At 60.7% G+C, this 20295-nt stretch carries 16 protein-coding genes and 3 pseudogenes; 9 read left to right on the top strand and 10 right to left on the bottom strand.

The window, feature by feature from the left end:
- Positions 1-51: 51 nt before the first annotated feature.
- Positions 52-692 (bottom strand): annotated as a pseudogene (locus FDQ92_RS12755) (transposase).
- Positions 693-1720: 1028 nt separating this feature from the next.
- Here FDQ92_RS12755 and FDQ92_RS12750 point away from each other — a divergent pair.
- The 4 genes and pseudogenes from FDQ92_RS12750 to FDQ92_RS12735 all read left to right on the top strand — a co-directional run bounded on the left by FDQ92_RS12750 (position 1721) and on the right by FDQ92_RS12735 (position 3794).
- Positions 1721-2269 (top strand): PAS domain-containing protein, encoded by a 549-nt coding sequence (locus FDQ92_RS12750; RefSeq protein ID WP_137425243.1) that lies wholly within the window; start codon positions 1721-1723, stop codon positions 2267-2269.
- Positions 2212-2775 carry a PAS domain S-box protein gene (locus tag FDQ92_RS12745; RefSeq protein WP_170180353.1) on the top strand — a complete coding sequence of 188 codons (564 nt, stop codon included), beginning with the start codon at positions 2212-2214 and terminating at the stop codon, positions 2773-2775. Before FDQ92_RS12750 ends, FDQ92_RS12745 begins: the two co-directional genes overlap by 58 nt.
- A 21-nt stretch (positions 2776-2796) precedes the next feature.
- Positions 2797-3459, top strand: coding sequence for an MEDS domain-containing protein (locus FDQ92_RS12740; RefSeq protein WP_137425241.1), 663 nt, complete (start codon positions 2797-2799; stop codon positions 3457-3459).
- Positions 3460-3513: 54 nt separating this feature from the next.
- Positions 3514-3794 (top strand): annotated as a pseudogene (locus FDQ92_RS12735) (KH domain-containing protein).
- 300 nt (positions 3795-4094) lie between these two features.
- On the opposite strand, the gene FDQ92_RS15305 reads toward FDQ92_RS12735, so the two are convergent.
- Together FDQ92_RS15305 and FDQ92_RS12725 are read right to left on the bottom strand one after the other, a co-directional pair.
- Positions 4095-5402, bottom strand: coding sequence for a HEAT repeat domain-containing protein (locus FDQ92_RS15305; protein WP_170180352.1), 1308 nt, complete (start codon positions 5400-5402; stop codon positions 4095-4097).
- A gap of 48 nt (positions 5403-5450) precedes the next feature.
- Complete coding sequence (locus tag FDQ92_RS12725) at positions 5451-6095, bottom strand: shikimate kinase (protein WP_137425240.1); 645 nt, start codon at positions 6093-6095, stop codon at positions 5451-5453.
- A gap of 175 nt (positions 6096-6270) precedes the next feature.
- Between FDQ92_RS12725 and FDQ92_RS12720 the strand changes: the two genes are divergently transcribed.
- Positions 6271-6951 (top strand): lysophospholipid acyltransferase family protein, encoded by a 681-nt coding sequence (locus tag FDQ92_RS12720; protein ID WP_170180351.1) that lies wholly within the window; start codon positions 6271-6273, stop codon positions 6949-6951.
- A 274-nt stretch (positions 6952-7225) separates the two neighbouring features.
- On the opposite strand, the gene FDQ92_RS12715 is transcribed toward FDQ92_RS12720, so the two are convergent.
- Entirely contained in the window at positions 7226-8137 is a 912-nt protein-coding gene (locus FDQ92_RS12715; RefSeq protein WP_170180350.1) for a DUF2156 domain-containing protein, read from the bottom strand.
- A 281-nt stretch (positions 8138-8418) separates the two neighbouring features.
- Here FDQ92_RS12715 and nuoE point away from each other — a divergent pair, with 281 nt between their 5' ends.
- From nuoE to FDQ92_RS16320, 4 genes and pseudogenes are all read left to right on the top strand, one after another.
- Positions 8419-8973 (top strand): NADH-quinone oxidoreductase subunit NuoE, encoded by a 555-nt coding sequence (gene nuoE, locus FDQ92_RS12710; RefSeq protein WP_137425237.1) that lies wholly within the window; start codon positions 8419-8421, stop codon positions 8971-8973.
- Positions 8954-10903, top strand: coding sequence for an NADH-quinone oxidoreductase subunit NuoF (locus tag FDQ92_RS12705; RefSeq protein ID WP_211341274.1), 1950 nt, complete (start codon positions 8954-8956; stop codon positions 10901-10903). Before nuoE ends, FDQ92_RS12705 begins: the two co-directional genes overlap by 20 nt.
- Positions 10904-10964: 61 nt before the next feature.
- Positions 10965-11612 carry a 2Fe-2S iron-sulfur cluster-binding protein gene (locus tag FDQ92_RS12700; RefSeq protein ID WP_137425236.1) on the top strand — a complete coding sequence of 216 codons (648 nt, stop codon included), beginning with the start codon at positions 10965-10967 and terminating at the stop codon, positions 11610-11612.
- 20 nt (positions 11613-11632) lie between these two features.
- A pseudogene (locus tag FDQ92_RS16320) lies at positions 11633-11806 on the top strand (fructose-bisphosphatase class II); the annotation flags it as partial.
- A 108-nt stretch (positions 11807-11914) separates the two neighbouring features.
- Here FDQ92_RS16320 and FDQ92_RS12690 read toward each other — a convergent pair.
- The 6 genes from FDQ92_RS12690 to FDQ92_RS12665 form a co-directional block, all read right to left on the bottom strand.
- Positions 11915-13420 (bottom strand): hybrid sensor histidine kinase/response regulator, encoded by a 1506-nt coding sequence (locus FDQ92_RS12690; protein WP_170180349.1) that lies wholly within the window; start codon positions 13418-13420, stop codon positions 11915-11917.
- 156 nt (positions 13421-13576) lie between these two features.
- Positions 13577-13855, bottom strand: a complete 279-nt coding sequence (locus FDQ92_RS12685) for a hypothetical protein (RefSeq protein ID WP_170180348.1) — start codon at positions 13853-13855, stop codon at positions 13577-13579.
- A gap of 675 nt (positions 13856-14530) precedes the next feature.
- Positions 14531-14821 carry a nucleotidyltransferase family protein gene (locus FDQ92_RS12680; RefSeq protein WP_137425233.1) on the bottom strand — a complete coding sequence of 97 codons (291 nt, stop codon included), beginning with the start codon at positions 14819-14821 and terminating at the stop codon, positions 14531-14533.
- Between the two features lie 19 nt (positions 14822-14840).
- A complete protein-coding gene (locus FDQ92_RS12675; protein ID WP_137425232.1) occupies positions 14841-15299 on the bottom strand; it encodes a hypothetical protein in 459 nt (152 codons plus the stop codon).
- Positions 15300-15315: 16 nt separating this feature from the next.
- A complete protein-coding gene (locus FDQ92_RS12670) occupies positions 15316-15537 on the bottom strand; it encodes a helix-turn-helix domain-containing protein (protein ID WP_137425231.1) in 222 nt (73 codons plus the stop codon).
- 581 nt (positions 15538-16118) lie between these two features.
- Positions 16119-19952 carry an HDOD domain-containing protein gene (locus FDQ92_RS12665; protein WP_170180347.1) on the bottom strand — a complete coding sequence of 1278 codons (3834 nt, stop codon included), beginning with the start codon at positions 19950-19952 and terminating at the stop codon, positions 16119-16121.
- Positions 19953-20295 lie beyond the last annotated feature (343 nt).

The raw sequence follows: 20295 nt of genomic DNA, 5'->3' as shown, positions 1-20295 counted from the left end.
ATCTTAGCTGTGTCCGCAATGTTCTTTCCTCTAATCAAGTTATACTTACAATCATAGGAGTATCAATCCTATGAACCACATAGCAAGATAGTTCGCCGCACGCTTGTCGTAACGGGTCGCAATCCGCCGGAACTTCCTGACACGTCCAATGAGGCGCTCGATCTTGTTGCGCGTGCGATAAGCTTGCTTGTCAAAGGGACCCCTTCGCCTTTCGTCGAGCTTGCGGGCAATGATGCTGAGTATCCGTCGCTTGCGCAGAAAGGCGGCGATTTCGCCGCTGCCATAAGCCGCCGCTCTTGCACGGCCGCTTCTTGGGACGCCCCCTGCCGTTGCGTTTGACGGCTCCTTGATCCATCAAGTCCTTGAAGACGGTGCTTTTATGTTGTTCTCGAGGCGTGAGGATGATGGGCATCACGTTACTGTTGCCGTCGATTCGCAAACGCACTTTCGTGCTCAACCCCGTCGGCTACGCCGGAGGGCCTCGGTCTTTGGGTCCCCCTTTTTGCCCCGGCTGGGTGCCGATGGGCTCGAAAGATGGTTCCGCCCACCAGATGAAGATCCCAATCCACAGGATCCCGTTGTTGATTCGCCGATGGTCCAATGGCGGGCCCTCCGGTACGCGGCTTTTACGGCGGCAGAAGCGGCTTGATTCTTTCCCATTGCCCGTCGGTCAATTCGTGTCTTGTCTGCATGGGAACTCACCTCCCAACAGGGCATAGGTAATGAACCCGCTTCAGTAACGATGCGCACCACCCGTTCGGCGATGCTCCTCTTCCACTTCACTACGCAATTGGGTTTACAATCACGATCAACCGACTTTGCCAACACAGCCCAGCCTTTTGATCCTCTAAGATTCCATTAAATGCTTGAATTTTATATCGGACACCCCTCCCCAAAAATCAAGAGATTTTTTATCTGGACTGATATTCGATCTCGTCCGGGTGCACCGAGCAAGCCGCCGCTCTTTCGCCATCGATATCGAGCACGCCGCACAGCGCGTCGGAGCCTTTACCGTCGCTGGGCGGCTCGATTTACCTCATTTCGCCGATGGGATAAACGGATACCACCATCAGCCCGGCCGGTTTCCCGGACCTGACCCTCCGCTCCGGGAATTGCTGAGTCATAATGACTCAATTCATCACCGACATGACTGCGGAATGTATGTGGGAACGAGGGAAGACAGCGAGTTTCAGCTGTAGCAGGAGGGAAGCTGGAACTTCCCGGGCAGGGCGTTCCCAAGCTGGAGCTTGGGAACGAGGAGAAGGGATAACGAAGGTCAAAAAGTCCCCCTCTCCCCCCTCCCCTTAATCCCCTCCCACAAGGGGAGGGGAGTAGGGGGAGGGGTTGGGGTGAGGGTGATAAAATTAATGTATGTCAATCAGTTACATTCCCCTCCCCTTAATCCCCTCCCACAAGGGGAGGGGAAATAGAATTTGGCATCAAATATTAAGTCTATTATTTTTTACGCTACCAAACTTTTTATATTCGTGGTCGAACCCACAATTCACAATATTTTCATGCTTCGTTGTGACCCCACGGGGTCATGGGGGTTGTTGAAAAGATACGATGCTAAAAGAAAAAATAAGAGTAGAATATTTTTAAATCTTTTTGCCAATGCCCCTTCCCCGCGGCGCAGATTTGCGGACCGTTCATTACCGGCGAAAGAGCCATCTGGCTGAGAGGAAGCACCGTCCCCAGGGACGAGCGCTTCGAGGGATCCATGGAGCACCTTCTCGAACGATTCAGAATACTTGAGGAGCTGGATTCGCTCGTCCTATGCGAGGATTCCGGGGGGCGGGTGGTGTTTGTGAGTTCCTTTACCCTGAAGTTTTTCGGCCGGCACCGGAACCACGTCATGGGACGTGAAATAGGCCGACTGTTTCCCGGCAAACCCTGCTTTGCCGGGTCTCCCCAGGGCCGTGCCGAAATCGGGAATGCTTCCCGCGGGGTCCGGTGGCGGTCCTTCGCCTGCGAACACCGGCGTTCCGATGGAGCAAGGGTGTGGATCGCCTGGAAACGCAAGCCCTTTCCCGGCCCCTCGGGCGATCCGCATCATTTCTTGTCGACCGGCAAGGACATCACGGCATTGGTCCAGGTCCAGGACGCACTGATGGTTCAAGAGACCCGGTATCGACTCTTTTTCAACAGCCTGAACGACGCGTCCTTCGTCCACCAGCCCGGGCACGACGGAACCCCCGGACCGTTTTGTTCGTGGAAGTCAATGACGCGGCCCGCCGGCGTTACGGTTACACCCGGGACGAACTGGTGAGGATGACCCCCGACGATCTCGCCGTCGCGGGCGCCGAAGAGAGGGTGCCGTCGTGCCCCCGCACCGTCCTCGAAGAAGGCCAAGCCCTCATCCAGGCGGTGCACCGGACCCGGGACGGAAAATTCATGGATGTGGAAATCAACGCGAAGCGCTTCTACTGGGACGGAAAACCGACGATCCTTTCTATCGTGAGGGACATGATGGACATCCCCTCCCGTGCTCTTCATACTCGAACACAGCTTTCAGCAGACTGCAAGCCTCGGTGCAGGGGCTGCCCAACCGACGCCTCAACCCTGCCCCTGCCGGCAAGGAGGACGCTATGGATCGTGCGCGTTCCCTTGATGGGGCGTTTCCGACAACGACCGTTCAGCAGGTGCGGAACCTCCACAGCGTGCGGAAGGGCGGAAACCGTGCTTTGGAAGCCCGGGCGGCCGCTGCGACCGCACGGACTCCCCCTGACGGCCCTGCTCTGCCTGAAGATCAGCCCACCCAAGTATCGAACCTGAATTGCGCCACGGAGAACAGCCATGACAATGCACTTCACGCCTTCAAGTCGAAAGGACCTGATCTTCCCGAAACACACCTGCCTCCTGTACCGGCGCCCCGCGGATCGAATCGAGTCCACGAAAGCCTTCGTCCGGGAGGGCCTGGCGCTCGAAGAACGCATCCTCTGGGTCACCGCCGATATCCCGGACCCGTCATCGCCCGGAGCCGTGCAGGAAGCCTTCGGCGCACCGATCCGGGAAGGGCAGCTGGTTGTGCTTCCGCCGAAAGGGTTCGTCCTTCGCGAAGGGCGTTTCCAGCCCAGGGCCGTCATGGCTTTCATTCGCGAAGAAGGAAAGAAGGCCCTGGAAAGCGGCTGGAACGGGCTGCGGATCATCTGCGACATGAGCTGGGCGATCCAGGGGTTTGCGGGTTCGGAGCACCTCATCGAATACGAAATCCACCTGGGGGAGCTGCTGCAGGCAAGGGGTCTTCGCATCCTCTGCCAGTACGAACTGACCCGTTTCCCTCCGGCGCTCCTCCTCTACGTGATCACCGCCCACCCGCACATCGCGTTCAAAGGAAGGATCGCGCACAACCCCTTTTACCTTGTCCTGCCGCCTTCCATGCTGGAAATGCCCCCAAAGACCACACTGGAACTGTGGCTGGCAAAACTGGCGGAGTCCGAGGAAGCCCGGGTTTTCTGACAAACCCGGGCCGACCCCCGCTGGACTCCCATCCCCGCCCAAGGAGAAACCCTCATGCTCCAAGAGCTCATCGTCAAGATGGCACAGGCCCCCTGGTGGACGACCCCAAGAACGTGAAGGTCTCGGTGCTGGAAGGTGAACGAACAACCGTTGTGGAGCTCAAGGTCGCGAAAAACGACCCGGGAAAGATCATCGGCAGGGGAGGCGCTACGGCGGCGGCTCTCCGGACCATCCTGACCGCGGCTTCCACCAAGCTCCGCAAGCGCGCCATCCTCGCCATCGTGGAAGGGTGCGGGTCTTTTAGAACGACATCCAGCGTGGACCCTCTGAGGTAGATCCAGATGGTCTTGAAGCAGCAAGCGCATCAGCTCTGTTTCCCCTCGTTCCCAAGCTCCAGCTTGGGAACGCCCTGCCCGGGAAGCTCCAGCTTCCCTCCTGCTACAGCTGAAACGCCCTGTCTTTCTAGCGAGCTGACCAGGATCTCGAAGTGGTCTTTCCCCTCGTTCCCAAGCTCTCGCTTGGGAACGGCATCACCGAAGCTTGAGCTTCTGCACAGTTGTGTTCCCAAGCTGGAGCTTGGGAACAAGAAGCAAAGTTACGGTGACTTTCAGGCTGCGGGACAGGTAAAAAGAAGCTCAGGCTTCTTTCATGGCCGCCAGTTCCTTGATGGCGCCTTCGATCTTGCTGAGCGCTCCAAGGCGTGCCCTGGCCCGTTCGAGCACGGGGAGCGCCTCGGGGTTCTTGTGGCCGGCCAGCGCCTGGGCCGCCCAGTTGACCACGTACGGGCTTTCGTGTTCGGTGAGTTCGGCCAGGAGCTGAAAGCTTTCCTGTGTCTGGATCTTCCCCAGGACCAGGATGAGCCCCGCCTTCAGTTCATCGAAGGCGCGATGATCCCGCATCGTTTCCGCGATCCGCGGAAAGGCTTTCTCCCCGAGGGCCTCCAGGTGGCTCAGGCACCTTTGGGCGAAATAGGGGAACCGAAACATGGAAAGTTCGGCGAGCAGCCCCACAGCGTCTTCCGTTGCGATCTTTTTCAGGAGATCCGGCACGAAAAGCGAGGCCCAGGAGAAGGTGTAGGTGAGAGGCAACAGGTAGGCAATGGCGCCTTCGCCCGCAGCTTCCAGTTCTTCCAGGACGGGCCGCACCGCTTCGCGGCGCACGGCGAGCCCCTCTTCCTGGCGCGCCTGGAACCGGGAGGGATCGTTCACCACCTTGAGTTTGTTCACCAGAGCCCGCAGCCGGGGATCATCGCCCTTTGGGTAGCGTTCGCGGTAGGCCCGAGCCCTCTGAGCGATCCAAAACTTCTCGAGCCACGTGGCGGGCGAGTAGAAGTGAACGATCTGCTTTCGATCGATCCCTTCCCGCTGGTGATACCCGTGCTCCTGGAAGAAATCCTTTTCTTCCCGCGCGATCTGCCACCGCTTGCGGGCGCGGTGGAAAGCTTCGTCGTAATTGCCGGTGGCCAGATGGACCGTTGTGACGATGTCGTGGAGTCGGTCGTCTTCGGGAAATTCCTCGAGGAACCGCTCCGCCAGCCGTAGGGCCTTCGAATACTCCTGGGACACCAGGAGATCGAACCCCTTCTGGACGTCCTTCTGAAGTTTTTCCCGGCGCCGGGCACGTTCCTCCATGGACAGCAGTTCGTCCTTGGGGAGCGACTTCCGCGCCTCTTCGTGGATCGCCATGCAGCATTTCTTGTATTTCTTTCCCGATCCACACGGGCAGGGGTCGTTTCGGCCCACCCGTTCCAGGATCAAGTGATCGGCCAGGGCCACCTGCCGGCGCGACGCCTGGTAGTCGGCGAAGAGCTTCTCCAGTTGTGCGGCGCTCAGGCCGTATTTTCCACAAACGACGTTTCGGTCCACCCCCCGGAGTAGGTCCATCACGGGCTGGAAGGGATTCTGAGGACCGGTTGAAACCGCTTTCACGTTGGGGTCCGCCATTCTGGTTTCCTTTGACTTTCGGGAAGTTGCGAATACACGCCGCGCCTTTTACCACCTTTGAACCCCGCTGTCAAAAAAGTCGGGCAGCCGCGGGCGCCCCGGGATGCCGCAAAGCGGGTTCCCGGTCGGCCCCGCGACCGCCTGCAGCACCTTCCCCGCGATGCGTTCCGGGGCTTCGCCGTCGGTGCCAACGGCCGCATGGGAGCTTTCCCGGTACCAGGGTTCCCGTTCCCGGAGCAGCAAGCGGACCTCGCCTTCGAAGCCGTGATCGGTCAGGGCGGGTCGCAGTGACGCGGTGCGGGGGTCTTGGTGAAGTCGCATCAGGACCACCGGGGGACTCGCTTTGAGCCAGACCGTGAAAAACCGCCGCCGGAGCACCCATCGGTTTCCGGGATCGACCACGACACCGCCTCCGGTGGCGATCACTGAAGGAACGGCACAGGAAAGACTTCTCAGAAGCGCGGCCTCTTCCACGCGGAAGGCCGGCCAGCCGTGCCGGTCCACCCACCGGCGGATGTCCATACCGAACCGGCGCACAAGTTCCTCGTCCATGTCAACGAAAACCCGGCCAAGGGAAGCCGCCACCAGTCGGCCGACCGTGCTCTTGCCCGTCGCACGAAAACCGATGAGCGCGACACGCGGCCGTGGATGCCCACCCTTTCCCGAATCCCGGAGCGTTTCGATGCCCGCCATCCTCTCCGCCGACTCCTCAATCCCCCGCGCCCGGATCCCCTTGGGCGCAGGCGGTCACCTTCCGTTTGACCCGACGCCCTCCAAATGGTAGATGCCAAGCGTCGGAGAACCGAAACCGCTCTTTCATACCTCTGAAAACGGCGTGCCGCAAGCCGCCATGACCCGAGACCTCGGAATGACTTTTCGAAAACGACCGCCCACGGACGCCCTCCTCCTGGCCGTTATCCCACCGCTTGCCGCCGGCCTGCTGCGACTGCTCCACCGCACCTGCCGTTTCATCACCCTGGGCGACACCACCTGGCGCACGGCTTCGGCCTCCGACCGACCGATGCTGTTCGCCACCTGGCATTATGCCTTTCCGGCGGTGATCTACTACTTCCGAAACCGGCAGGGGGTGCTCATGGTGAGCCGGAGTCGAGACGGGGAGTGGGCCGCCAGGGTTGTCCACGCCCTGGGGTACCAGACCGTCCGCGGATCGTCCCACCGCGGCGGATCCCGGGCACTCCGGGAAATGCTCAAATCCGTCGAAGAAGGCTACGACGCCGGACTCATAGCCGACGGCTCCCAGGGACCGCCCCAGGTGGCCCAGAAAGGAATCCTCCTGGTCGCCCGAAGCAGCGGCGCCCCCCTCGTCCCTTTCAGTATGGCCGCCGACCGGTACTGGCGGTTGAACAGCTGGGATCGAACCGTGATCGCCAAACCCTTTTCCCGGATCGCCTTCGCCTTCGGCCCCCCCATCCATGTGGCTCGCCGGGACCGGGACCTGGATCGCCTGCGCACCCACCTTCAAGAAGAGCTCGACCGGCTCACTCGCCTAGCCTGGCATTACTTTGACGGCACCGCGAACGGCACTTGAGGAATGACTCATGCCCTGTAGGGGCGGAGCGGCGCTGCGCCCCTACTTGCCGGCGACCCGGGTCAACGCGGGATCGCCGGTTTTGCGGGTCGCGGGCAAGCCCGCTCCTACAAATAACGGAAAATCGGGCCGATGGGTGGGGCGGTGCATTCGGATTGGTTCATCACGGCGAGGCCGCCGCTCCTACAGATGATTTGCATCGCGGCCAAGGCCGCTCCTACAGGAACAAGGTACCTCAGTGCCCGAACAGCATGAACTTGTTTTTGGACAAGCGTCAATCGGCGCGCCGGATCTGATACTTTTCGACCAGGTGATCCGGATGGTACGAGAGTTTGGCCTTTCGGAGCCCCGGTTCACCCAGGTCCTGTTCCCGGTTCACCCACGGTACGCCGCTCCAGCGGTGTTCGCAGAACTGCTGGTTGATCACCGCATATATTCCGGGAAGCTCGGGATTTCCTTTCTCCACGTGGACCACCACGGTCTCCTCGTTAAGGAGTTCCCCCAGGGCGAAAGCCTCAACCATCCCGTCCACCAGGATCACCCCGCCTTCTACGGGCAACCGGTCCAGGTGCGTCAGCACCTCCCGGATCGCTTCGAGTTCCCCGAGCAGGTTCAAGTCTTCTTCGCACCGACGCCACCGGCACCAGCTATCGGCGAGTTCCAGGCAGGCTCGGCGGTGCACTTCCCCCAGGGGCGCGTATTCGAACCGATAGGTGCTCCGGAACCGGTTGACGTGGTTCCTCTTCCCATGATACTTGCGGCCGGCCAGTTCCACCAGGTCGCGCGTCCGGTACACGTAATCGAAATGTTCCCGGGTGGGTTCGACGATGAACCGGCCGTCACCTTCCAATTCGTCCGCCAGGCGCCGATCGGCTCGTTGGATCCGCGGGTCCGAAACACCCCATTCCCGCGCCATCCAGTCCAGGATTTCGCCCGTGGCGTCGCCGCGCCGCCCGGGTCCCATGGGTTGAAGGGCGAACCGGCCGCCCTCGTCGGAATCGCCCACGACAACCAGCAGGTTTTCCATCCAGCTCCAACGGAAGTTGTAATGAGAACGCCAGATGAACAGGTTGGTGAAGGTCCATTCCGAAGTCTCCGGGCGGTAGGCGTCCAGAACTTCCTGGATCCACGGACGATCCTCTGTTTCGATGGTTTTGAATTCTGGAAACCGAGGTGGTATTTTCATGAGGAAATCTCCGGTGGTCTCGGGATCGCGAAAACCCAAATTCGGTGTCCGTCCGCCGGAACCATGGCGGCGCCCCGCGGCGCGGCCGGTTCGAGCGGCAACCATTCTAAGGTGCAATCGGGGCGGCGCGATGTCAACGTGCATCCGCGCTCGCATGGAACACGGAGCATAGGGACCGCATCGGACGCCCCGCCGTTGATCGCCGGATGGGAACATGATAAACACGAAATCCTAACCAACAAACAGAACCCGAACAGGACCTTTCCCTCACCAAGGTGCCCATGAACAGCGTCCCCACACAGACTGAAACCGAAGAACGAGAAATGATCGAAGCCATCGAGGCGATGCTTCCCCGTTTCGCAAAGCACCGGAGCGCCCTCATCCCCATCCTGCAGGCCGTTCAGCAAGAGCACGGGTATTTGAGCGGCGGCGCCATGGAAAGGGTGGCCGAGTATCTGGAGATTTCGCCCAGCGAAGTCTACGGCGTGGCCACCTTTTACAACCAGTTCCGCTTCCATCCACCGGGGCGCCATCAGATCAAGGTCTGCCTCGGAACCGCCTGTCACGTGGCGGGCGGGGACATCATCTTGGAGAACTTCGAGCGCAAGCTGGGGATCAGGGCCGGGGAGACGACGCCCGACCGGGAATACAGCGTGGAGCGGGTGGCCTGCGTCGGCTGCTGCGCCCTCGCCCCCGTCGCCATCGTGGACGGCACGGTGCTCGGCCACATGCAGCCCAGCAGAGTGGAAGGCCTCTTCGTGCAGTTCCAGGTCGAGCGGGAACGGGAAGAAAGGGAGAAAGCGGAAAGGGAACCCGGTGGCGAACAAGACGCTTGAGGCACGGTTCCGCGGCCTGCGCCGGGAAGCCGAGCGGCGGGTCCAGGAAAGGCAGCGGGAGGGCGTCCCGACCATCTCCATTGTCATGTCCACGTGCGCACTGGCTTCGGGAGCCGCCGAAACCCGGGACGCCATCAAAGAAACGCTGGAGCGGATCAAGGTCCCCGCGCGGATCGTCCCCGTCGGCTGCATGGGCCACTGCTACGCCGAACCGCTGGTGGTGATCGACCATCCGGCTTCCGGATTTCCCCCCATTTGCTACCATCGGATCGATGCGGGCATAGCCCGGGTCGTCATCCGGTCCTTTTTCGAAGACGGCGATCCTTCTTTTGAATACGTCCTGGGGGCTTTGGAAGAAAACGATCTGGTGCCTCCCGTGACCCAGTTCCCCCGTTTCAACCTGGAAGAACGGGTGGTCATGGAGCTGTGCGGGAGGATCGATCCGGGGGATATCCAGGAATACATCGCAAGAGGCGGCTACGCCGCCCTGGCCCGGGCTCTGGATGGGGAACCGGAATCGGTGATCGACACCATCGAGCGCTCGGGGCTTCGGGGGCGGGGAGGAGCCGGCTTTCCCACGGGGCGGAAATGGCGCCTTGCGCGAAGCGCCCGTTCGGAACGGAAGGTCGTCATCTGCAACGCCGACGAAGGCGACCCCGGGGCTTACATGGACCGCACGATCCTCGAAAGCAACCCGCACCAGGTCCTGGAAGGGCTCGCCATCGCCGCTTACGCCGTTGGAGCCGATGAGGCCTTGGTTTACGTCCGTGCGGAGTATCCCCTTGCCGTGAAGACCGTTCAGAAGGCCGTCCGGGACGCCGAAGCCTGTTCGCTGCTGGGCCGAGGCGTCCTCGGCACCGCTTTCGATCTCAAGGTTTCGGTCTTCCAGGGTTCAGGCGCTTTCGTCTGCGGTGAAGAAACAGCGCTCATCCAATCCGTGGAAGGAAGGCGGGGCATGCCCCGGCACCGCCCTCCCTACCCGGTGGAAAAGGGCCTCTGGGGGCGTCCCACCGTGGTGAACAACGTGAAGACCCTGGCTTCGGTCCCGCCCATCGTCTCCAAGGGGGCGGACTGGTTCCGAACCATCGGGACGGAAAACAGCCCCGGGACGGCCATCTTTTCGGTGGTCGGCAACGTGAAACACCCCGGCCTGGTGGAAGTGCCCATGGGGACTTCCCTGCGAAAGCTCATCTTCGACGTCTGCGGCGGCATCCCCGGAAAGAAGGCCTTCAAAGCCGTACAGATCGGAGGCCCGTCGGGAGGATGCCTCCCCGAGCGGTTCCTCGACACGCCCATCGACTTCGATTCCCTCGCCCAGGCCGGCGCCATGATGGGTTCGGGCGGCATGGTGGTCATGGACCAAGACAGCTGCATGGTGGACGTAGCCCGCTATTTCGTGGACTTCACCCAGAAGGAATCGTGCGGAAAATGCACCTTCTGCCGCATCGGAACCCGTCACCTTCTGGTGATGCTGGATCGCATCACGAAGGGCGAAGGCCGGGAGGAGGACCTGGAGATCATGGAGACCTTGAGCCACGACATCAAAGCGGGCTCCCTCTGCGGCCTCGGAAAGACCGCCCCCAACCCCGTGATCACCTCGCTTCGCTATTTCCGGGAGGAATACGAGGCTCACATCCGGGAGCGGCGGTGCCCCGCCCTCAAATGTCGTGCCTTGGTCGCCTTCTACATCGACCTGGAACGATGCGCCCGGGGCTGCGACGCCTGTGTCGGCTGCTGTCCGGTGGAAGCCATTTTCACCACCAAAGGGAGGAAGAAAGCCATCGACCAGCAACGGTGCGTCAAGTGCGGGGAATGCATGGTGGCCTGTCCTCCGGAATACAACGCCGTGTTCAAGGTGTCGCCCCCGGAACGGGCCCCGGTCATCGAACGACCGCCGGAGAACGGACCGGCGCCGGCCGGAAACCCGTGAAGCGGCCCGCCGCTGCCTTGGAGATCCCGCGCGTCGGAACCAATGGCGCCATGGAAAAGCCATGATTCGAATTACGGTGGATGGAAAAGAGATCCAGACGGAACAAGGTAAGACCATTCTTCAGGCCTGCTTGGAAAACGGGATCTACATTCCCAATCTCTGCTTTCTGGAAACGCGCGAACAGCCCCGGGCTTCGTGCCGGCTTTGTTTCGTCGAGACTTCCGATGCCGAGCGGCCGGTCACCGCCTGTACGGAAACGGTCCGCGACGGCCTGGATGTCCGCACCAATACGGAAGCCGTGCGGCGCCTCCAGCGGACCGCATTCAAACTCATCATGTCCGCTCACCATTGCACGCCCAAAACCTGCCCCGTCGCAAAGCCTTGTCAGCTCATGCGTATCGCCCGGCACATCCAGGTCGGCCTGAACCCGCGCCCTCTGGAAACGCTGGAACGCGATGTCCAGGAAGAAGTCGACCTCACCTTTTTCACCTATTACCCGTTCCGCTGCGTGATGTGCGGAAAGTGCGTGGACGTCTGCCGGGACCGAAACGAACGGAACCCGCTCACCTTCGCGAAGCGCGGGTTCGACACGGTGGTCACCTTCTTCGGAAGCGGCGCCTCAAATCTTCCCTGTGACGATTGTGGAGCCTGTGTCGCGGTGTGCCCGACGGGAGCCCTGATCCCCAAGCCGCCGCCGTCAGAATCGTAGGCGGTGAACTCTTCAGGCGGATGAATCAGCAGTCGGACAACGAACGGCGGGCTCTCTTGAACACCGGCTATGATCTGAACCGCGTCCTTACCACCGCAGACCTCGTCGCCGGCGACGACATTTTCTTTGCGGCCACGGGGATATGGCGCGGGACCTTCCTGTGGGGCGTGCGCTTCACCGGCAGAGGCGCTCTCACCCATTCGGTGGTCATACGCGGAAAAACCGGAACGATCCGCTACATCGAGGCGCACCACTCCTTCGATATGCTGATCCAGATCAGCGCCATCGACTACGATCAGACTTCAGTGGTCCCCCGAAACCGTCTCCGCCAGGGGCATTCTCCTGAGGCCCCGGACCTCCCGCTCCTCGTCCACCTCGGTGGGAAGAGACACCGTGAAAAGAGCCTGTTCCCCTTCCTGTGCGAACGATAGAATTCCGCCCATACTCTTCACCAGCCGGTAGCACAGCGGGAGGCCGATGCTTTGCCCGCCTTCGTCGAAGGGCAGGAAAAGCTTTTCCGAGTTGATGGACCGCCCTTTTCGGCACGGATTGCGGAATTGAACATGGATCTGCCGGTCGCTGCTGTAGGCCCGCACATGGAGAACATCGCCTTTCCCCATGGCTTCCAAGGCGTTTCGGGTGAGGTTGATGAAGACCTGGAGCAGCAGGTCCGGATCCACGTAAAGATCGGGCAGGCTCGGGTCGACCTCTCTCCGACACTCCACCTGCTTGCGCTCGATTTCCGGCGAAAGCAGGCTCTCGCAGTGACTCAACACATGCTCCACCGAATAGTCCTGGAACCTCAATTCCACGGGCCTCAGGTAATTTCGGATGCGGTCCAGGATCTTTTCCAGGCGGCGGCATTCTTTCAGGACGATGCCCGCTTCCGGGGTATCGGGAAATTGCTTCTGAAGCCGCCGCGCAAACCCGCCGATGGACACCAGGGGATTTCGGATTTCGTGAGCGACTTCCGCCGCGATGTTCCCCAGGGTCTTCACCTTCTCCCGTTGCACCAGGGCACGCTCCAAGAAGATGCGATCCGTGATGTCCGCCGCGATCCCCATCAAACGGGGTGGACGCGGCGCCTGCGAACCGGGAGACTGCGGTATGGACTTCAACAGCAAATACACCAGGTGACCTTCCCGATGAAGGAAACGGCATTCCAGGAAGAGGGGCCGGCCCCCTGCACTGAAGGCCTGCCGCAGCCGTTCCGCCAGCAGATCGCGATCCTCGGCATAGGCCCGCTGGAGCAGCCAATCGGGCACCCCGACGATTTCATCCGGAGCGTAGCCCAGAATCGTCCGGCTCATGCGGTTCACGAACTCCAGCCGATGGTCCTCCAGCAGCACGAAGATCATCATCGGGATGTTCTGAACCAGGTCCGTGTAGCGCTGCTCAGCCCGCCGCAGTTTCTCCCTGAAAGCCATGCGTTCCCTGTGGCGGCTCAGGCAAAAAAGAAACTCGTCCAGAGAAAACGGCTTCTTCAGGAAATCCGAACCGCCCAGCTTGACGGCCTGAACGGCGTTATCGAGCGTCCCGTGATCCGCCATTACGACGATTTCCCGCCATGGATTCTGCCGCTTCAACGCCTCGGCCAGCTGAAGGCCCGAAATGCCGAAAATCTGAACATCCACGAAGGCCAGGTCGAAGGGGTTCCTCCGGGATATTTCAAGGACATCCTCCGAAGAGGTGCAGCAGAGCGGATCACAACCTTCCTGTTTGAGCGCCTCGCACACCAACCGACAGAGCGAAACATCGTCGTCGACGACGAGCACCCTTTCCGAAGCGGTCACATCTTTTCCTATCACGGAGCCTCCGGACATGCGCCGCCTCCCGAAATTCCCGTCAAAGCGTTCCAAGGGGACGGCTGGAAACGAACAAAGCCGAATTGGAAGATCGTCTTCGCGACGACCATGGTGGATGGCACTTCATTCATTTTAACCGCTGGATCCGAAATGCAAACCCTAAAATGGAACCGCCGGAAAGGGGCGACAGGGGCTGGGCGGCCGGCGCTCCCGGTCCACGCAGCGGCCCGTGTGGCCCCGCGGACAGGTCGTGGTGTAGAAAGGCTGAACGAGGGGCTTGACCTTGGCCTCGATATCTTCGAAGACCGCTTTGACTTGCGCTGGATCGCTGCAGGCAGGCTCGTTCTTCGTCACAAACCAGGCCACGGGATTGAGATCGACGCCCGTCATCTGGAAGCCAAGCCGCGCGCCTTCGACCAGAGTGGTCCCGCCGCCCATGAAGATGTCGAGCACCCGAAGCTTGCGAAAATGGCCGGCTTTCTGGTGGTTAAAGACAGCGCGTTTCAGCTGTAGCAGGAGGGAAGCTGGAGCTTCCCGGGCAGGGCGTTCCCAAGCTGGAGCTTGGGAACGGCGGCAGCTTGACGCCGCCTGTTTGATTGCGTCATACCGGGCAGGGCGTTCCCAAGCTGGAGCTTGGGAACGAGGGGAAAGACAGCGCGTTTCAACTGTAGCAGGAGGGAAGCTGGAGCTTCCCGGGCAGGGCGTTCCCAAGCTGGAGCTTGGGAACGAGGGGAATTTTCCCCTCCCCCTTGATGGGGCAGGGCTTATAAATTTTCCCCTCCCCCTTGATGGGGGAGGGCTAGGGTGGGGGTGATTTAGGGTTGAGCAAAAACATAACTCCGAAAAGCGGTTGTTTCTCAAGTACAAAAAAGGCGTTCGGTGCAGATCTTTTGAAACGAAAGTGTGAAGGAGTCAGCAGGAAACGGAGCTGATCCGCCCGCTGCTTCAAGGCCATCTGGATGTACCTTGGAGGATCACCCTGGATGTCGTTCTAAAAGATCTGCACCCTCTTGAGTTTTCCTATCTCCGGCGAACTCCTCCTGATTCATGCCGGAAAGCTACAAGCGGATTTGGGAAATGGCATCAAGAATGTCGTCCAGATAAATCCGGAAATCACGCATACGCCACCTCACGGTTGATGATAGGTTTGAGGCGGGGTTTTACGGAATCGGCCAGCACGAGGTCTACGGTCCGTCCAAGATGATCTTCGAGAAAAAACTTCAGGTCCATATATTGATCGAAGGTGGGATGCGCCAGCTCTACGAGTATGTCCACGTCGCTTTTGTCGCGTGCCGAACCGCGAAGAACAGAACCGAACAAGCCGATGCGTCTTACAGAAAACCGTATTTCGAGGTCCTTCTTGTGTTGTTTTAGAAAATCCAGAATCTCATCGCTTTTCACCATGATCCGCCTCCTTTTCAATTCATAACGACGGCGGCAATTCGATAAAGGGCACAGCGACCTCCAGAAGGCTTAAGCCCCCATGGCACACATGGGGGAAGCCGCCCTGGACCGGTTCCGAAATGGCGAAGAACCCGCCATCGAGAACAAGCCCACTCAAGGGCTGCGCGCCAAGTCTGTTTCCCCATTCGTTGGCCCGCTTCTGAACCTGAGTGGACGATTCGACTGCGTGGTGCATCACGGCCATGATGTGGGATTTACCACGACCCCGGTCTCCCATCAGGACTATGGGGCGCTTCGAGCGATCCGTGCTGACCGCGCGCAAAGCCGTCTGAACGTCCGCTGCTGGATATGTAATTGAAAGGATGAAATCCGGTGTTCTCTGAGCGGCTCCGGTGTTGTCCTTCCTGCGCAGGGCAATGGCTGTGCCCTGCATCTGCGAACCGAGGAATTCGTCTCGTAACTTTAGGTTCAGCATCATCAGCCTCCGCGCCGGGTTATCTCTTCCTGCCGTCAGGTGTCCGGCCCTGCTCGTTGTCTCCGGCCCCGCCTGTCTTCACCCATTCATCCACTTCTTCCTTGCGGAATTTCCACAGCCGACCCATCCGGTGCGAGGGCATCCGGTGTTTGTGGATCCATCGATACACCGTGTCGTTGCTGATACCGAGGTATTTGGATATCTCTTCCACCGAGAGCCATCGGTCTTCGATTTGTGTCATTTCTCCTGCTCCCGCTCAATGTTACGATTCGCAACCCACCACTCGTCTCGGCCGTTCAAAGAGGGAGGAACACACCTCTCCTATTTTCCGATTAAAAATTATACGCCGATTCTTTCCGATTCTCAACCGTAATTTGCCGCAGAAACCATGATCCGTCTGTATAGATTACCCAGCTGATCTCTCAACTTACCACCTGACGGAATACATATAGAATCGCTGGGGAGGAGCGATAGGCGCGGGCGGGCCTGGCCGCCGGCGCTCACCTGCCGGGGCAGCGCGCCAGGGGCCGGTTGGTGTGGTAGATTCCGGTCGAAACCAGGACCGCGCCGGAAGCCGGCGAAAATTCATGGTTTCGTTCAAAAGCAAAAACGCCGGTGTGATGGCGCTCACGGGCACCAGGTTGATGAAGACGCCGGCCCTTGCAGGGGGCCGATGGCCTTGATGCCTTCATCATACCAGTTGAAGGCCAGGGCGGAACCGAAAAAGCCCATGTAGAAGATCCCGGTCCAGGCGGCGGTGTGCGTGGCGAGATCCGCCGCGGCCCGGAGTGGACCGCGCCGCGGCGGAAAGGCGAGGCTGGATCAGTGACGGCTGACGAGCCGCAGGAGCATGTCCCGGGCTTCTTCGGAAAGATTTTCGAAGCGGACGCCCACGCAATGCGGGCCGTTCGATGTGTCTTCTGCATTCTTCCGGCTCCAGACCACCTTGCCCGAAACGGAAACAGCCGGGCTCTCTTCCGATTCGATGGTCATCCGCACGTCTTCCTCGGGATCCATGCCTTCCGCGGCCACGACCATGGCCCCCTTGGCGCTCACGTTCCGCACTTCTCCCGGAACCGAACGATCCCGGCCGCCGATCGTCACGGAACAACGAACGTCTTTCCGCTGGGCCGTCCGCCTTTCCGAACCGGCCAGCACCAGGCGGAGCGTCTCGCTCAATTTCCGGATGGTGTAGGGCTTGGTGATCATTGCCGAAAAACCGTGATCCCGGTAGTGACGGATGATCTCGTCGGTCGCGTAACCGCTCGAGACGATGGCCAGAACTTCCGGATCCAGTTCGCGCAAGCGCTTGATGGTTCCCTTGGCCCCCAGTCCGCCCCGCACGGTGAGATCCAGCAGGACGGCGGCAAAGGGTTCACCCGATTCCATGGCGGCTCGGTACATCTCGATGGCTTCTTCGCCGCTCGCCGCCGCCGCCACGTCGTAGCCCAGAGTGCTCAGCATGTCCCGGGTGATGGTCCGCACCGGTTCCTCATCGTCCATCACCAGGATCCGGCCCCTGCCGCGCATCACCTCACCGCACTCCTTTTCTTTCACAGTCCGAGGCGGTTTCCGTTCCGAACCGGGCAGGTAAATGTGAAAGGTGGTGCCGGCGCCGAGCGAAGACTCCACCGTGATGTGACCGCCGTGGCTCCGAATGATGGAATCCACGATGGCCAGGCCAAGCCCGGTGCCCTTCTCGGCGCCTCTTTCCTTGGTGGTGAAATATGGATCGAAGATCTTCGGGAGTATATGGTCCGGAATCCCCACCCCTTCGTCCGAAACCGAAAGGTGCAGGTACTTGCCCGCCGCAAGCGGCAATCCGTCTTTGCTGGAGACAAACACGTTCTCCCCCCGGATCCGCACGGTCCCGCCTTGGGGCATGGCCTGCTTGGCGTTGATGATCAGGTTGCAGATCACCTGGTTCATCTGCCCCGGATCCACGTCCACCGCCCAGAGGTCTTCAGGGAAGTCGAATTCGCAGACCACGTTGGACCCCCGGAGGGCAAGACCGCACGACTCCTGGACGATTTCCGCAATAGCCGCAGTCTGCTTGATGGGAGCCCCGCCCTTGGAGACCGTGAAAAGCTGGCGGGTGAGGTCCTTCGCCCGGTGGACCGCCAGTTCAGCTTCGTCCAACCGTTCGTGGAGCTTGTCGGGACGGTCCGCGTACATCTTGGCCAGATTCACGTTTCCCAGGATGCTCATGAGGATGTTGTTGAAATCGTGAGCGATTCCGCCCGCAAGCACCCCCACGGACTCCAGCTTCTGGCTCTTGAGGATCTCCTGCTCCATCCGCCTCAAAAGACTCAGATCCCGGAGTGCAACGATCACTCCCGTGGTCCGTCCTTCCTGGTCGCGGATGGGTGCCGCGCTCAGGGCCACCGGGCGCATGCCCCCCTCCTTGTCCAGAAGCAGGAGATCCGTCGGCCATTCCAAGGCGCAGCCGTTTTCGATCACGCGGACCAGAGGACTTTCCACGGGGCGCCGCGTGTTCGCATCCACCAGGTTGAGGGCCACCCGGGCGGGTTTCCCCAGGATGTCCCGCTCACGCCATCCCGTGAGTCGCTCCGCCTCGGAGTTCACCAGCAGGACGTTGCCTTCCCGGTCGGTGGCGATGACTCCTTCCGCAATGCTCCGGAGCATCACCGACAGGCGGTCTCGCTCCTCGAGCAGAGCCTTCGCCGTGCTCTTGCTGGGTCGCAGATCGCGAAGGAGCGTCAGGACCAGTTCCCGTTTCCGGTCCACAAAACGCGAACACACTTCCACTTCGATGCTCTCGCCTCCCCCGGTGAGCAGTCTCGCCTCACGCCGCATCTCGCCTTCAGCTTCCGCATACCCCTCCAGTTCCGCCTTCAGTTCGGCGGAGTCCCCTTCAAGCAGATCGTACACCTTCGCACCCACCAGCATTTCGCCTTCCAGTCCGGTCAGCGCGGCGGCACGGGCGTTCGCCCTGAGGATGCGCCCCTTCAGGTCGTGAAGCACTACGGCGTCGTTGCAATGTTCGAAGAGGGTATCCAAGAGCCGCTTGGTTTCGGCGAGTTCCTTCATGGTCCGGCCGGCCCTGGAAAGAGCGAGCCCGAGGCGCTCGCCGTCCCGCCTCTGTCCTTCAAGGAGCCGGCACCGGGAAACCGCGGCGGAAAGGATCGACGCCAGATAACGCAGAATGGACCGCTCCGCATCGCCAGCAGCCGCGGTGAGCGAACCGCCTTCCTTCAGAACGATTTCCCCGGCGAAGGCGCCTTCCACGACAAGCGGCAGGACGAGGTAGGGCTTGCGATATTGGACGAGCGTCTCGAGAGGGTTCAAATCCGCAGGACGGGGAAACCGATCAGGAAGCCTTTCCAGGAACTCCGCCAATTCGGGGTTCAGCTTGCCAAGCGCCCGGGTGTCGGGCCGCTTTCCGTCCCAAAGGCGCATGAGGAATGTCTTCTGGAGACGGGGCGCGGCCCAGTAGCGCCCCACAAGGTGATCGCCCCGTTCCGAAACTAAGGTGAGGATGCCTTCCGGTCCCCCTTGTTCCAGCAACAGCTCGCGCACGACGGTTTCCAGCACGTCTTCCTGGTCTTCAAGCCGGGCCAGGCTGATCTGGAGTTCGTTCAGCTTCAGGACGTCCCGAAAGCTCCGATCCAGCTCCTCCAGCCGGCAAGTCTGCCAGGCGATGTCGGCCAGCGTCCGGTTGGCTCGCTGCAAGGCGCTGAAATAAAACGATACTTCGTCTTCTTCCAAGTCGAGAAGCGCCGTGCGCTGGCTGTAGCGCTTACCCACCTCGGCCCGGATGGCATCCAATTGGCCGGTTTCCAGGTTCAGCGCCTCCGGAAGCCCGGGGTCCAGGGTTCCCAGTTGGCTTGGTCTTCCATAATCCACGGCGATTTCGTGGGCCAGGTGGTCGGCCAGGCGGATCAAAAGCGCCAGGGTCCGGTGAACGGGTTCGTCGAATTCCAGGACATTGAGGACGTCCAGGCTGTGATGATGCAACCAGATGGGCTGCACCAGCTTCGCCGGGAGATGCCACCGTTCCGCCAGCCACTTGCCCACGGTCGGGTGATCCAGCCCCAGCAGTTCCTGTTCGGCCGTCACCATCGGAATGCCGCGCTCCGACGCAGTCTTTTCCGCTCTACGGTAATCGTCCGGGAGACACTCCTTGAGGATGAGTTTCCCCACGTCATGGAGCAGCCCGGCCACGAAGGCTTCGCCTTTGAGTTCGGGTCGAACCTTTTCCGCCGCCAGTTCCGCACAGACGGCGCAGGTGAGCGCGTGTTTCCAGAGCGCCAGCTGATCTTCGGTGCTTCGTTTCCGCAGTTCCTTGATGAGGGATTCCGAAATGGTGACGCTCAGCAGAGCGCATCGAAGCTGCGGCAGTCCCAGAAGCATCACGGCGCGTGAAAGCGTCGTCACTCGGCTTCGGAGCCCGTGGTGGGACGAATTCACGAGCTTCAGGAGCCTCATGACGATGGCCTGGTCCGTTTCCAGAAGCTCCACCACCTCTTCCGGGTCGGCGTCTTCAGCGGTAAGAAGGTTCAACAGCCGCGCGGCCACCGCGGGAAGCGCCGGGAGCGTTTCCAGCCTCCGCACGACCCGCTTGATTTCTTCCCGGGTCAGCGGGTTACCGTTGGGGCCGTTGGGGGGAGTCGGAGGCAAATCCGATGCGTCCATAAAAATCTCTTCGGTTAAGGGCACGACCCGTCCGCCGTCATTAGTTGTTTCACCCATACCTATCGTCAGAACCTCCGGTTTACTCAAACGGTTTCCGGGACCCGTTGAAACGAGTCTGCGAGAATGGATAAAAACGACCCCGTCAGATCTTCAATTGTTCGACAGAGTGGGTTAAATGAATCCGGTCGGCGGACATCGGGTTGCGACGGACGTCCTCTGAGGAAAAGGAGCGGCGCCCTTCCGCTGGAAGGGTTTCCAGCGGGGAAATGGATTTTTTTGCGAATCGGTCCGCATCCGGCATGGCATTTGCCCGAAATTGTCCGACGCGGGCTTGCATAGCTTG

It is taken from the genome of Desulfoglaeba alkanexedens ALDC (assembly GCF_005377625.1).
GTDB classification, from domain to species: Bacteria; Desulfobacterota; Syntrophobacteria; order Syntrophobacterales; family DSM-9756; genus Desulfoglaeba; species Desulfoglaeba alkanexedens.
The sequence above is the reverse complement of the archived record's forward strand: the minus strand, read 5'-3'. Positions and strand labels throughout refer to the sequence as shown.